This is a genomic window from Clostridium sp. L2-50, from assembly GCF_000154245.1.
Classification (GTDB): domain Bacteria; phylum Bacillota; class Clostridia; order Lachnospirales; family Lachnospiraceae; genus Coprococcus.
The window spans coordinates 177,873-192,654 of record NZ_DS480318.1; the positions used below are offsets into that span (position 1 = coordinate 177,873).

Genomic DNA, 14,782 nt, shown 5'->3' on the forward strand with positions numbered 1-14,782 from the left:
ACATAGACTTGCAAACAACGGAGTTATGTGGTACACTCTAACTAATTTTGTGGTACTATAAATAATAGTAGGCAATTGCCTAATAAAAACCAGACAAGGAGACATACCATGGTTATTACAGACGAAACAATCGATTATGTAGGTATTCTGGCGAAGCTTGAGCTTTCCGATGAGGAGAAGGAGCAGGCAAAGAAAGATATGTCAGATATGCTTGACTATGTAAGTAAGTTAAACGAACTGGACACTGAGAATGTAGAAGCAATGAGCCATACATTTTCTTATAATAATGTATTCCGTGAAGATGAAGTAACAAATGGCGACGACAGAGAGAATATGCTGTCAAATGCACCGGAGCAGAAAGATGGCTGCTATAAGGTGCCAAGAACATTTGATTAGGAGGTAACGGACATTGGATATGATGAGTATGACAGCAGTAGAGCTTGGAAAGAAGATCAAGGCCGGAGAGATCTCCGTTATGGAAGCAACCAAAGCCTGCATCGAGAATATAAAGACATACGACAAAGAATATAACTGTTTTATCACCGTAGATGAAGAAGGTGCATTCAAACAGGCAGAAGAAATACAGAAGAAGATCAACAGCGGCGAGCTGACAAGCCCGTTGGCAGGTGTACCGATCGCGATCAAGGATAATATGTGTCAGAACGGTGTACTTACCACCTGCGCATCCAAGATCTTATCAAACTTCGTACCGACCTATACATCAGATGCTGTTGTGAAATTAATGGAAGCAGGAGCCGTGATCGTAGGCAAGACAAATATGGATGAGTTCGCAATGGGAAGTACAACCGAGACTTCTTATTATGGCGAGACAAAGAATCCATGGGATACAAATAAAGTTCCGGGTGGTTCTTCCGGTGGATCAGCAGCCGCTGTTGCAGCAGAAGAAGTACCGTGTGCACTCGGTTCCGATACCGGTGGATCGATCCGTCAGCCGGCAGCATTCTGTGGTGTAACAGGAATCAAGCCAACTTACGGCAGAGTATCCAGATACGGTCTGGTTGCATATGGTTCATCTCTTGACCAGATCGGACCACTTGCAAAGGATGTAACAGACTGTGCAACGATATTAGAGATCATTTCCCGGTATGATAAGAAAGATTCTACATCTGTAGAACGTACGGATAATGATTTTACAAGCGCATTAAAGGACGATGTAAAAGGTATGCGCATCGGACTTCCAAAGGACTATTTCACAGAAGGACTGGATCCTGAGATCAAGGATGCTGTGTACCATGTAGCTGAAGTATTAAAAGAAAAAGGTGCGATCGTGGAAGAATTTGACCTTGGTATGGTAGAATATGCAATTCCTGCATATTATATCATTGCATCCGCAGAGGCAAGCTCGAATCTGGAACGTTTCGACGGCGTAAAATACGGCTATCGTACAGCAGAGTACACAGACCTTCACAACATGTATAAGAAGACACGTTCCGAAGGCTTTGGCGCAGAAGTAAAGAGACGTATCATGTTAGGTTCCTTTACCCTGTCATCCGGTTACTATGATGCATACTATGTAAAAGCACTTAAGGTAAAAGCCCTGATCAAACAGGCTTATGATAAAGCATTTGCAAAATACGATATCATCCTCGGTCCGGTTGCACCTACAACTGCACTGACCATGGGTGAATCCTTATCCGATCCGATCAAGATGTATCTGGGCGATGTATACACCGTTCCGGTCAACCTTGCAGGACTTCCGGGTATTTCCCTTCCATGCGGATACGACAAAGACGGCATGCCGATCGGTGTCCAGATGGTAGGAGATGCATTTAACGAGAAAGCAATCATTCAGGCGGCATATGCATTTGAGCAGACAAGAGAGTACAAGCAGCCTGCCGCTGTAGCAGAAAGGGGTCTGTAAGATGAGTAAAGTATACGAAACCGTGATCGGTCTGGAGGTTCATGTAGAGCTTGCGACAAAGACGAAGATATTCTGCGGCTGCAGTACCGCATTTGGTGGTGCACCGAATACGCATACATGTCCGGTATGTACCGGTATGCCGGGTTCCCTTCCGGTACTGAATAAAGGGGTAGTAGAAAAAGCAGTTGCTGTCGGTCTTGCAACCAACTGTACGATCACACAGAACTGTAAATTTGACCGTAAGAATTATTTCTATCCGGATAATCCACAGAACTATCAGATCTCTCAGCTGTACTACCCAATCTGCAGAAACGGAAAGGTAGAGATCGAAGTAGAGGGCAAGAAGAAATTCGTAAGGATCCATGAGATCCACATGGAAGAGGATGCAGGTAAACTGGTACATGATCCATATACAGACAGTTCACTGGTGGATTTCAATCGTTCCGGTGTGCCTCTGATCGAGATCGTATCTGAGCCGGATATGCGTTCTGCGGAAGAAGTAATTGCTTATCTTGAGAAATTACGTCTGATCATCCAGTATCTCGGAGCATCAGACTGTAAGTTAAATGAAGGCTCGATGCGTGCCGATGTCAACCTGTCTGTTCGTGAAGTCGGAGCAGAAGAATTCGGAACAAGAACAGAGACAAAGAACCTGAACTCATTCAAGGCTATCGCCCATGCGATCGAGAACGAGAGAGAACGTCAGATCGACCTGATCGAGGCAGGTGAAAAGGTTGTACAGGAGACCAGAAGATGGGATGATACCAAGGAATATTCATATCCAATGCGTTCCAAAGAGGATGCACAGGATTATCGTTATTTCCCTGATCCGGATCTTGTACCGGTACAGATCAGTGACGAGTGGATGGAGGAGATCCGAAGCCGTCAGCCGGAATTCCGGGATGAGAAGAAGATCCGGTATAAAGAAGAGTATGATATCCCAGACTATGATATAGATATCATTACAAATACAAAGAAGATGGCAGACCTTTTCGAGGAGACGATCGCTCTCGGAGCAAATCCGAAGAAGGTATCCAACTGGCTGATGGGAGAGACCATGCGTTTGATGAAAGAACATTCCATCGATGCAGATGAGTTGTCATTCAGCGCAGAGCACCTTGCAAAGCTGATACAGATGGTAGATGCGAAAGCCATCAACAGCAATGTCGCAAAGGAAGTATTCGAGAAGATATTTACAGATGATATCGAACCGGAAAGCTATGTAAAAGAACATGGACTTGCCACCGTAAATGATGAGGGTGCACTCCGTAAGGTTGTAGAAGAAGTAATTGCCAATAATCCAAAGGCGATCGAAGACTTCCGTGGCGGAAAAGAAAAAGCACTTGGCGCATTGGTCGGACAGACCATGAAAGCAATGAAGGGCAAGGCAGATCCGGCATCCGTAAACCAGATGCTCCGTGAGCTGTTAAAATAATCGATACCAATAGAAAAAAATGAAGAGAAAGCAGGTGGCATATCCACCTGATGACCACCTCTCATGGTGGGATGGAGATTGATATGGAAGAAACCAGACATGTGAGAAAGAGAGACATTTACAAACGTATTATTACATTTTCGGAAGGCGTGCTTCTGTTAGCTGCGGAAGTACTGCTGTTTGCGAGAATGTGGTATACCGAATATGCAGATAATACTCAGGCTATCCAGATTCCGTTCTGGAACAAAGGTAACTGGGCGGTAATCGGTATGTATGCGATTATCATTTATCTGTTTACGAAGCTGTATGGTGGTTATAAAGTAGGCTTCCTCCGGGTGATGGATGTTCTCTTTTCACAAATATTATCATTGGTCTGTGCAAATATCGTAGGTTATATCGAGCTGTGTATCATTGCCCGTAATTATCTGCCGGCACTGAACATGATCGAGCTTACATTCTTAGAGATCATAGTTATATTTATATGGGTATTTGTCTGCAGGATGATGTACCGCAAGTTCTATCCACCGAGACATTTACTGCTTGTCTACGGATATAAGACACCGACCGAATTCATTGATAAGATCAATGCCAGAAAAGATAAATATATCATTGCTGACCGTATTCATGTCAGTGAAGGTGAGAAAGCATTAAAAGAAAAAATCTTACAGTACGATGGCGTTATCCTTTGTGAGACAAAGGCATATATCAGAAACGAACTGGTAAAATACTGCTTCGAGCATTCAATCCGTTCGTATGTGGTACCGAAGTTATCGGATATCATTATCTTAGGAGCAGAACCGATCCATTTGTTTGATACACCGTTATTATTATCCAGAAACCAGGGACTGACAGGAGAAGATATGATCTTCAAGCGTCTGATGGATATTATCGTATCTCTGATCATGATCATTATCTTTTCACCGTTTATGATCCTGATCGCACTTGCGATCAAGCTCTATGACAGAGGCCCTGTATTCTATAAACAGGATCGTCTGACCCTAAATGGCAGGGTATTCAAGATCATGAAATTCAGAAGTATGCGGATGGACTCCGAGGAACATGGCGCACAGCTTGCAAGAAAGCATGATGACAGAATCACACCGGTTGGCCGTGTGATCCGTGCCACACACTTAGACGAGCTGCCACAGCTCTTTAATATCTTAAAGGGTGATATGTCAGTCGTAGGTCCTAGACCGGAGCGTCCGGAGATCGCAGCGCAGTACAGGGAGACCTTCCCGGAATTCGATTATCGTCTGAAGATGAAAGCCGGACTTACCGGATATGCGCAGGTCTACGGTAAATATAACACCACACCGAGAGATAAGGTGAAGCTTGATCTGACATATTATGAGCAGTATTCCTTATGGCTGGATCTGAAGCTGATCCTGCTGACCTTCAAGATCTTATTCCAGAAGGAGAACACGGAAGGAATCGATGCAAATCAGACGACAGCGATCCGTGAAGACAAGACAAAGAAAACAGGCATCAAGCATCCGCATGATGAAGCCGAGGATGCCTTCTATAGTGTAGAGGAAAAGAAGTAAATGAAACCAGAAGTATCCGTGATCATTCCGGCATATAATTGCAGTAGAACAATTAAACAGGCAATCGATTCCGCACTTTGTCAGGATGTGATATCAGAGATCATCGTGATCGACGACTGTTCACCGGAGGATCCGACGGAGTGCTTGGCAGAATATAAAAGCAATCCACAGGTTAGACTATATAAGAATGAAACCAATCTTGGCGTAGCAGCAACGAGAAATAAAGGTGTGCAGCTTGCAGAGGGCGAATATGTAGCATTCTTAGATTCCGATGATATCTGGCGGCCGGGAAAGCTCTCAAAGCAGCTTGCTGTTATGAAGAAGACCGGAGTGGTATTATCCTCAACTGCCAGAGAACTGATGGAAGAGGACGGAACCCATACCGGGCGGATCTTGCCGGTACCGGAGAAGATCACTTATAAAGGTATGTTATATGGAAATGTGATCAACTGCTCATCCGTAGTGATGAAGCGTGAGGTGGCAGCAGAGTTCCCGATGGGGGATGATGATGCTCACGAGGATTATATCTGCTGGCTGCAGATCCTTAAGAAATACGGGGAGGCAGCAGGCATCAATGAACCGTTACTGCTTTACCGGATGGTGAAGAACAGTAAATCAGGTTCCAAATTACATTCTGCAAAGATGACGTATCAGGTATACCGGAAGATGGGATTTGGAACAGTGAAGTCACTTGGATATTTTGCAGGATATGCGATACATGGAGTAAAGAAGTATTTTCTTTAAATAAAAAGAAACGGAGCAGGGAGATGGCAGAGGAAATCAAGAGAGGTCCGGGAAGACCGACCGATAAACGGAAAGACACAATTCTGAGACTAAGAATCGACACAGATACACATGAACTGCTTTCAAAGTATGCAAAGCAAAAAGGTGTATCCATGTCGGAAATCGTCAGAGAGGCAGTCTACGGTATCGTAAAACAGGCGAACATAGAAGAATAAGACTGTCAGACAGGAGAACATTGACCATGGAAACAAATAAGGAAGGGGATATGACCCTATCTGTCGTCATGCCCGCCTATAATGAAGGAACACATATAGCAGATAATCTGCTTGAAACCAGCAGGGTGTTGTCCGGTTTCGTCAAACGGTATGAGATCATAGCAGTTGATGACGGAAGTGCAGATAATACCGCAGAGTGTATCCACCGGGCTGAAATGCAGGATACCCATATCAGGGGGATCTCGTATCAGCCGAATGGTGGAAAAGGACATGCCATCCGGACAGGGATCGCAGCAGCAGAGGGACGATACATCGCATTTCTGGATTCCGATCTGGAACTGCCACCGATCCTGCTGAAACGATTCTTAAAAGATATGAAGGAGCAGAACGCCGATATCGTGATCGGTTCCAAGTTGCATCCGGAATCGAAGCTCCATTATCCGATGCTGCGTAAGATTATGAGCTATGGATATTATCTGATGTTAAAGATGATGTTCCATCTGAACACCCACGATACACAGACCGGTATCAAGTTATTCAAAAAAGAAGTGATCAAACCAATCGTCAGCCAGATGCAGGCAGAAGGATATGCATTTGATATTGAGATCCTTGCCATGGCAGCAAAAGATGGCAGAAAGATCTGCGAAGCTCCGATTGAGCTGAACTACAGCCGGGATGACAGCAGGGGCGGAAGAAGGATTGGATTAAAGGATGTAGCAAAGGTCTTTAAAGAGACGTTAGAAGTGAGAAAACGTGTTATGCATTGAATAACGGACGTTAATGACTGCGGATATATTGTATTCCGCAAAACGCTTCCGCTCTATCTTTGACGTAGCGGTACATAAGGCTGCAAAATACGCAGCCTAAGTACCGACGCAAAGAGAGGTTTGCTACATACAATATATCCGCAGTCATTAACTGGCTATGTAAAGCAGATATTGTATTCCGCAAAGCGCGGTTTGTTGCATACAATGTATCTATAGTTATTAACTGACAGTGTAAAACAAGATAACGTAAATGCCACGAGTATGAGGTTTTGCTATATATTATGAAGCAAACCTATCTGAGCGTCGGTACTTAGGCTGCGTCCTTTGCAGCCTTATGTACCGCTACGTCGAAGATAGAGCGGAAGCGTTTTGCGGAATAATAGTATAGTTAACCTCATACATAGTGGCGACATAGAAATGTGAGGGAAAATATATGACATATGAAAACGCTTTGGAAATTTTGAAAAAGTACGGGCAGGAGCATGTGCTCGCCTATTATGATGAACTAAACGATGAAGAGAAGCAGAGCCTGCTGTTACAGATCGGCGAGATAGACTTCTCGATGTTTGATGTGTTAAAAGAAAAAGGCACAGCCGGAAAGACCGGCTCGATCACACCGACAGCGGCATTAACGCTTGATACGATCAAAGAATACGAATTCGCTTACAAGGTACTTGGCGAGACGGCGATCCAGAAAGGACAGCTCGCTCTTGTTATGCTTGCCGGAGGTCAGGGAACCAGACTTGGATTTGATGGGCCGAAGGGCACATACAATATCGGACTGACGAGAGATCTCTATATCTTCGAATGTCAGGTGAAGACGATCCTGACTGTTGTGAGGACACTTGGACGATGGATCCATCTCTATATCATGACCAGTGATAAGAACTACGAAGCAACGACATCCTTCTTTGCAGAGCATAAGAATTTTGAATATAAGGAGGAGTATCTGCATTTCTTCAAACAGGAGCTGGTACCATCCGTTGATTTTAATGGAAAGATATTGATGGAAGCACCATCAAAGATCTGCCTGTCACCAAATGGAAATGGTGGCTGGTTCTCATCCATGAAACGGGCAGGACTGGTAGAACAGCTTGATAAAGAAGGCATCCGGTATATCAATGTATTCGCTGTAGACAATGTCTTACAGAAGATCGCAGACCCGGTATTCCTTGGAGCAATGATGATGGAGGATTACCAGTCGGCAGCAAAAGTCGTAAAGAAAGCAGATCCATATGAACGGGTAGGCGTCCTTTGTAATCTGGATGGAAAGCCACATATCGTAGAATATTATGAATTAACAGATGATATGCGGTTTGAGAAAAATGCAAACGGTGACTATGCCTATAACTATGGGGTGATCTTAAATTATATCTTCCCGGTTGATCAGTTGAAGGTGCTCTTAAACGAGAATATGCCGCTTCATGCTGCGAAGAAGGTTATTCCATATATGAATGAGAAAAAAGAGTTGGTAAAGCCTGCGGAGCCGAACGGCTATAAGTTCGAGACACTTGCTCTTGATATGCTTCAGTTCATGAATGACTGTCTGCCATTCGAGGTTGTCAGAGACTATGAATTCGCCCCGATCAAGAATGCAGAAGGTGTGGATTCACCGGAGACAGCGAGAGCGCTGTTAAAGAAGAATGGATATAAGTTGTAGAACTGCGTCGAATACTTTGGAAAATTTGCCTAAAATAACAGTATTATTTCCGGAAATTTCTACACTCAACTTAAACGTAGAAAATTGACTTTTAATAAGAATTGAATTATAGTTGTTAGTGGCTAAGAAGCGTTAAGGATTTCTAAGCCATTAACAACTATATTTATATAGCTTGACTTGATAAAGATACATGATGAACACATTTATGAGGGAAATGAGGGAATACAATGTATAGAAAAGGACCGCAGGGCTGGTTAAAACATCTGGATTTTACAGTGCTGAATCTGATAGCACTGCATGCATCTTATTGTATGGCGTATTTTATACGGATGGGAACAGAGAATCCGTATCATAGTAAGTTATATCGGACAATAGCCGTACTTCTGACATTATTTCAATTATTGGTTACCATAGTATGTCATATATATAAAGGCGTATTGCAACGAGGACGTTTTCGTGAAGCAATCGCATCCGTGAAGCAGTCTGTACTGGTTGTACTTCTGGCAGTATTTGTTCTGTTCATGATGAAGATGGGTGCGGCCTATTCCAGAAAGGTTATGGCTTTGTTTGGCATGATTTATCTGGTTATGGGTTATGTGGTTACACTTCTCTGGAAGGAATATATACGAAGACATCGTGTGGCAAAGAAATCTATTGTGATCGTGACAGTCAAAGAATATCTGAATGCGTTACTTGCAGAAATGGATACAGAATACTATAATCTGTATCGGGTTGCAGGTGTTGTATTATTAGATGCAACTGAGGATGAGGCAGAAAGCTACAATACAGAATATGCAGATTTGGAGCTTAGTATATATACATATTCAGACGAAGTTCTGGAACAGATCATGCATGGCTGGGTAGATGAGGTCTATGTGAATATACCATTTGAGAAGCATATTCCGGAGAATCTTCTGGGACAGCTTGCAGATATGGGAATCACGGTTCATGTGCGGGTGCGTGTTCCGGCAGAGCTTTCTAATTATCAGTATGTATTCGATAAACAGCTTGGTCATCATGTACTGACCGTCAGCACTACATATATAACGATGTATCAGGCTTTTGTGAAGCGGGCAATCGATATCCTTGGTGGAATTGTGGGATGTATCTTTACAGGCATTCTTACGATCATCCTTGCACCATGTATCTATATTGCATCACCGGGACCGATCTTCTTCTCGCAGTACCGTATCGGTAAGAATGGTAAGAAGTTCAAGATCTATAAATTCCGAAGCATGTATATGGATGCGGAAGCACGAAAAGCAGAGCTGATGGAGCAGAATCAGGTTAAGGATGGCATGATGTTCAAGATGGAATATGATCCGCGAATCATTGGCTGCAAGAAGCTGCCGGATGGTACGATCAAGAAGGGCATCGGAAACCGGATCCGTGACTGGTCACTCGATGAATTCCCGCAGTTCTTCAATGTGTTAAAGGGTGATATGAGTCTGATCGGAACCAGACCGCCAACAGAGGACGAATGGGAGAAGTATTCCGCCCATCATAGAGGACGTATGGCGATCAAACCGGGTATCACAGGACTCTGGCAGGTCAGCGGAAGAAGTAATATCACGGATTTCGATGAGGTTGTAAGATTAGACCGTAAGTATATCGATGAATGGAGTCTTGTAAACGACATCAAGATACTGTTCAAGACAGTGGGTGTTGTGTTGAAGGGTGAAGGATCGATGTGATATTGGTTTGGATATAATGAAATTTTAAGGGAAAACTTAGCTGACTAGGAGCAGCAAAAGGAAAAAGAAATACTATCTGTGAAGAGCAGATGTGTACATAGATATGAAGGTACTTTTAAGGGATTGGTTCGAGAAGAACCAGAGGAGTAAATAAATGATTATTACACAGACACCTTTCCGTATGTCTTTTTTTGGCGGCGGAACAGATATGGAAAGCTTTTTTAAAGAATATGGCGGTGCCGTTTTGTCTACCACATTTGATAAATATTGTTACGTGAACGTTAGACACCTGCCACGTTTCTTTGATTACTCTACTGAGTTATCTTATTCAAAAACTGAGCGTGTGACAAATATCGATGACATTCAACATCCTGCAATTCGCAATGCGATGAAGATGCTAGACATGCACGAAATTCGTCTTACATATGAAGCTGATCTCCCAGCACGTTCCGGGTTAGGAACATCAAGTTCTTTTGCAGTAGGAATGCTGAATGCCTTTTATGCGCTAAAAGGAAAATATGCTGATAAGAAAAAATTGGCAGATGAAGCAATTTATCTGGAGCGAAATCTGTGTCAGGAAGCAGGTGGCTGGCAGGATCAGATTGCAGCATCATTTGGTGGATTTAATCGTATCAACTTTAATGCGGATGGATATGAAGTCCTACCTATGATCATTTCACCTGAGAGAAAGAAGCAGCTAAATCAAAATTTAATGATGTTCTTTACTGGTTTTACTCGCTTTTCTTCTGACGTTCAGAAAGTAAATGCCTCAGGTAAGGTTGATAAAACAGGACAGTTAAAAGAAATGCTGTCTTTAGTTGACGATGCAGAGAGAGTTCTGACAGATAAGGAAAAGAATCTTGATGATTTCGGTAGGTTGTTGGATCACACATGGAAGTTGAAACGTCAAACGGGATCAGCGGTGTCCACAAATAGCATTGATGAACTTTATGCAAAAGGAATGGCTGCTGGTGCTTTGGGCGGAAAACTTCTTGGTGCCGGCGGTGGTGGATTCCTTGTATTCTATGTACAGCCGGAACGACAGGATGCTGTTCGTTGGGCGATGCGCGACCTACTCTATATTCCGTTCAAATTTGAAGATAGTGGAACGCGTATAATCCATTATACACCGGAAGACTATACACCGAAGGATTAGAGACATGAAAGTAGTGATTATGGCAGGCGGGAAAGGCACTCGTATTTCCTCTGTAACGAGTGATATTCCTAAGCCGATGATAAAAATTGAAGGCATTCCGGTATTGGAACGAGAAATCAAATGTCTGAAAGATCAGGGATTTGATGACATTATTATGACGGTAAGTCACTTGGGAAATATTATTATGGATTACTTTGGTGACGGTTCTGGAAACTCTCCGGCAACAGGAAAGCCGTTTGGTGTACATATTGAGTACTATTTTGAAAAAGAGCCACTCGGCAATGCAGGTGCGCTGTTCAAAATAAAAGATAAGCTGACATCTGATTTTTTGCTCCTAAATGCAGATGCGATGTTTGATGTGGATTTTAACCGCTTTGTTGCTTTTCACCGGAAACGTGGCGGATTGGTTACACTTTTTACGCATCCGAATAGTCATCCCTATGATAGCGGACTAATTGTCGCGGATAAAAATGGCACAGTCGAAAAGTGGTTGACCAAGGAAGATGCACGGCCACAGTACTACAAAAATCGTGTGAATGCAGGTTTACATGTTATTAATCCTAAAGTACTGGAGTTTTCCGGTATTGATGCAGATTTAATAGGTAAAAATGGCGCAAATGGTAAACCGGTAAAAGTCGATTTGGATCGTCAGTTATTGAAACCATTAGCGGGGACAGGAAAGATGTTCTGTTATGACAGTCCAGAGTATGTCAAAGACATGGGCACTCCAGAGAGGTATTACTCTGTATGTGCAGATTATAAAGAGGGCAGAGTCTCTGGAAAAAATCTGAAAAACAAACAAAAGGCGGTATTTCTTGACCGAGACGGTACTATCAATAAATATGTTGGGTTTCTTAGAAAGATAGATGATTTTGAATTGATTGATGGCGTTGCGACGGCAATCCGTAAGATTAATGAATCTGGTTATCTAGCAATTGTTGTGACAAATCAGCCGGTTATTGCCCGTGGAGAAGTGTCTTTTGATGAACTTGAAGAAATCCACAATAAGATGGAAACACTCCTTGGAAAAGAAGGCGCATATTTGGATGCCATTTATTATTGCCCGCATCACCCTCATAAGGGATATGAAGGTGAGTGCCCGGAACTGAAGATTGAATGTGACTGTCGTAAACCGAAGCCAGGAATGCTGTTGAAAGCAGCAGAAGATTATAACATTGATTTGTCACAGTCGTGGATGATTGGCGATGGGGAAAACGATGTTAAAGCTGGCATCAATGCTGGATGCAAGACTGTGCTTTTAAGCGAAGTTGATGAAAACTATGGTCAGATGGTTACGGTTAAATCGCTATCTTCATTTGTAAATTCAGGTATGAAGTGAGGAGAGAAATGAACATATTGTGGAAGTGGGCACATGCTCTCATTAATCGAGATGGAGGAGTGCTACAGAAGATAGGAAGATTCTTAGATATTCTAGAACACATACTCTTTGCAAATTCAATCAGTGCTAAAGCTTCAATAGGTGCAGGAACCTATTTTTACCATAGAGGACTTGGTTGTGTTGTGCATCCCAAATGCATAATTGGCGAAAAATGTACTATTTTTCAACATGTAACATTAGGTAGCAAGTGGTCAGGAGGAATTAATGAGGGTGGTGCACCTGTAATTGGAAATCATGTGATGATAGGAGCTGGTGCATGTGTATTAGGCAATGTGACAATCGGTGACAATGCGGTTATTGGTGCTAACGCCGTAGTGACACATGACGTTCCTTCAAATGTCGTTGTTGCTGGTAATCCTTCCAGAATAATTAAGGAGAAATCGAATGAATGAGATTGAGATACTTGTAAAAAGATATCCTGAACTTTTAGTGGCAAAAGATGATATTTTGAAGGCATATAAAGTTCTTAGAGATTGCTATGGTTGCGGTGGAAAGCTACTGATTGCTGGCAATGGTGGATCAGCTGCAGATGCGGAACACATTGTTGGCGAATTAATGAAAGGCTTCAAACTCCCTCGAAAACCAGACGCAGATTTCGCAGATAAACTTGTTAAGGAAAATAAGGAGCTTGGAACTGTTCTTGTAGAAAACCTGCAAGGTGCGCTTCCTGCTATTGCACTGGATGGACATCCGGCGTTATCTACTGCGTACATGAATGATTGCGAACCGCTTCTGTGTTTTGCACAGCAGGTAAATGGCTATGGCAAGACCGGGGATGTGTTTCTTGGCATTTCGACAAGTGGAAACAGTAAAAATGTTTTGTATGCAGCGACGACTGCTCATGCCAAAGGAATGAAGGTGATTGGCCTGACCGGTGCAAAGGACAGTAAGTTAGCGCAGATGAGTGATGTGTGTATCAAAGTTCCACAGACTGAGACATATATGATTCAGGAATTGCATCTTCCTGTTTACCATTGTCTGTGTCTGATGCTAGAGAATGAATTTTTTGGAGAAATTAAGGATGAGTAAAGAAAAAACAATATTATTTATAATGCCAAGACTTCCATTTCCGGCATCTTCTGGCAGAAAGACATCTTTATATCATTATTGCAGAATTTTATCAGAAGAATTGGGTTATCGATTGGTTGTCGCTGCATTTTTGGAGAGCAGTGATGATCCTACACAAAAACCGGAATTTATTGATAAATTAATCGTCCTACCAAAAGCGTCTGCAAAAAGCCGCATATTGGGAATTGTAAAAGATTCTATTATCTTGCATGAAAAACCGATGCAGGTAGCATTGTACTGGAGTCCTGAAGCAAAAAAGATGGTAGATGAACTTGTTGAAAAAGAACATCCAAAATACGTAATTGGAGACATGGTTCGCAGTACTGAATACATAAGAGACATAGATTCTTTTAGAATTGCAGATCTGGATGATAGAATTTCGTTGCGCTACAAAAGACAGTTAGACAATGACATTGATGGAATAAATCCATACGGGGCATTTCTTTATACTGTGCCGAAAGTTCTCCGAGCAATAATGCTGGTCAAACCTTTGAAATTGGCAGTAATGAAGAATGAGGTTGCTTTGTTGGAAAAATATGAAAAAGAAATTGGACAGATATGTGAAAAAACAGTATTTGTCGCAGAAAAAGAGGCCTATGAATTTAATCAGGAATTAAAACAAGACAAAGCGGTTGCAGTTCCGATAGGTGTGGATGTGGATTATTTCTATTACCGCGAACCTAAGGCAACAAAAAACATAGTCGGCTTTTTGGGAGCAATGAGTGTAGCACACAATGAAAATGCAGTCCGACATTTTATTTCAGAAATCCTACCAATTGTTTTGCAAAAGGTTCCGGATACAGTGTTCATGGTTATTGGTGGTGGTGTATCGGAGGAATTGCGTAAGCTTGAATCAGAACACGTGTATTTTACTGGACGTGTAGAAGACGTCCGAGATTATCTGGAGCGGTGTAAGGTTTTTGTTTGCCCAATGACATTTGGAAGTGGAATAAAAACCAAAAATCTTGAAGCAATGGCGATGGGACTACCCATTGTAACGACAAGCATTGGAGCCGAAAATATAAATGCTGTGAACGGTAAAGATTGGATTGTTGCAGACGATAATTCGGAGTTTGCAGATTGGGTCACTGATCTGCTTACAGATGAAGCCAATAGATGCTTAATTGGAAAAAATGGAAGTGACTTTATTAAGGATAATTTCACTTGGAATGTTGCAAGAAAAAAATTTGAAGAACTGTTGATAGAATAATCAGGTGG

At 42.5% G+C, this 14,782-nt stretch carries 14 protein-coding genes; all 14 read left to right on the forward strand.

What is annotated here, in order from left to right; all coding sequences use genetic code 11:
- The first annotated feature begins 108 nt into the window (after positions 1-108).
- The 14 genes from gatC (at position 109) to CLOL250_RS06200 (ending at position 14,774) form a co-directional block, all read left to right on the forward strand.
- On the forward strand, positions 109-396 hold the full coding sequence (gene gatC / locus CLOL250_RS06135) for an Asp-tRNA(Asn)/Glu-tRNA(Gln) amidotransferase subunit GatC (RefSeq protein ID WP_008401384.1): 288 nt from the start codon (positions 109-111) through the stop codon (positions 394-396).
- Positions 397-415: 19 nt separating this feature from the next.
- Positions 416-1,882 (forward strand): Asp-tRNA(Asn)/Glu-tRNA(Gln) amidotransferase subunit GatA, encoded by a 1,467-nt coding sequence (gene gatA, locus CLOL250_RS06140; protein WP_008401385.1) that lies wholly within the window; start codon positions 416-418, stop codon positions 1,880-1,882.
- Between the two features lies 1 nt (position 1,883).
- Positions 1,884-3,317, forward strand: coding sequence for an Asp-tRNA(Asn)/Glu-tRNA(Gln) amidotransferase subunit GatB (gene gatB / locus CLOL250_RS06145; RefSeq protein ID WP_008401386.1), 1,434 nt, complete (start codon positions 1,884-1,886; stop codon positions 3,315-3,317).
- An 83-nt stretch (positions 3,318-3,400) separates the two neighbouring features.
- Complete coding sequence (locus CLOL250_RS06150) at positions 3,401-4,861, forward strand: exopolysaccharide biosynthesis polyprenyl glycosylphosphotransferase (protein ID WP_207665998.1); 1,461 nt, start codon at positions 3,401-3,403, stop codon at positions 4,859-4,861.
- A complete protein-coding gene (locus CLOL250_RS06155; protein ID WP_008401389.1) occupies positions 4,862-5,605 on the forward strand; it encodes a glycosyltransferase family 2 protein in 744 nt (247 codons plus the stop codon). It begins immediately after the preceding gene.
- 23 nt (positions 5,606-5,628) lie between these two features.
- A complete protein-coding gene (locus CLOL250_RS06160; protein WP_008401390.1) occupies positions 5,629-5,820 on the forward strand; it encodes a ribbon-helix-helix protein, CopG family in 192 nt (63 codons plus the stop codon).
- 26 nt (positions 5,821-5,846) lie between these two features.
- Positions 5,847-6,587 carry a glycosyltransferase family 2 protein gene (locus CLOL250_RS06165; RefSeq protein ID WP_008401391.1) on the forward strand — a complete coding sequence of 247 codons (741 nt, stop codon included), beginning with the start codon at positions 5,847-5,849 and terminating at the stop codon, positions 6,585-6,587.
- Positions 6,588-7,020: 433 nt separating this feature from the next.
- Positions 7,021-8,247, forward strand: coding sequence for a UTP--glucose-1-phosphate uridylyltransferase (locus CLOL250_RS06170; RefSeq protein WP_008401392.1), 1,227 nt, complete (start codon positions 7,021-7,023; stop codon positions 8,245-8,247).
- Between the two features lie 227 nt (positions 8,248-8,474).
- Positions 8,475-9,941 carry a sugar transferase gene (locus CLOL250_RS06175; protein ID WP_008401393.1) on the forward strand — a complete coding sequence of 489 codons (1,467 nt, stop codon included), beginning with the start codon at positions 8,475-8,477 and terminating at the stop codon, positions 9,939-9,941.
- Between the two features lie 154 nt (positions 9,942-10,095).
- Positions 10,096-11,097: a GHMP family kinase ATP-binding protein gene (locus CLOL250_RS06180; protein ID WP_008401394.1), complete on the forward strand. Its 1,002-nt coding sequence runs from the start codon at positions 10,096-10,098 to the stop codon at positions 11,095-11,097.
- A gap of 4 nt (positions 11,098-11,101) precedes the next feature.
- A complete protein-coding gene (gmhB, locus tag CLOL250_RS06185; RefSeq protein ID WP_008401395.1) occupies positions 11,102-12,436 on the forward strand; it encodes a D-glycero-beta-D-manno-heptose 1,7-bisphosphate 7-phosphatase in 1,335 nt (444 codons plus the stop codon).
- 8 nt (positions 12,437-12,444) lie between these two features.
- Entirely contained in the window at positions 12,445-12,888 is a 444-nt protein-coding gene (locus CLOL250_RS06190) for a serine O-acetyltransferase (RefSeq protein WP_147554299.1), read from the forward strand.
- Positions 12,881-13,525: a D-sedoheptulose-7-phosphate isomerase gene (locus tag CLOL250_RS06195; protein ID WP_008401397.1), complete on the forward strand. Its 645-nt coding sequence runs from the start codon at positions 12,881-12,883 to the stop codon at positions 13,523-13,525. The genes CLOL250_RS06190 and CLOL250_RS06195 overlap by 8 nt, the downstream gene beginning before the upstream one ends.
- Positions 13,518-14,774 carry a glycosyltransferase gene (locus CLOL250_RS06200; RefSeq protein ID WP_044945274.1) on the forward strand — a complete coding sequence of 419 codons (1,257 nt, stop codon included), beginning with the start codon at positions 13,518-13,520 and terminating at the stop codon, positions 14,772-14,774. The genes CLOL250_RS06195 and CLOL250_RS06200 overlap by 8 nt, the downstream gene beginning before the upstream one ends.
- Positions 14,775-14,782 lie beyond the last annotated feature (8 nt).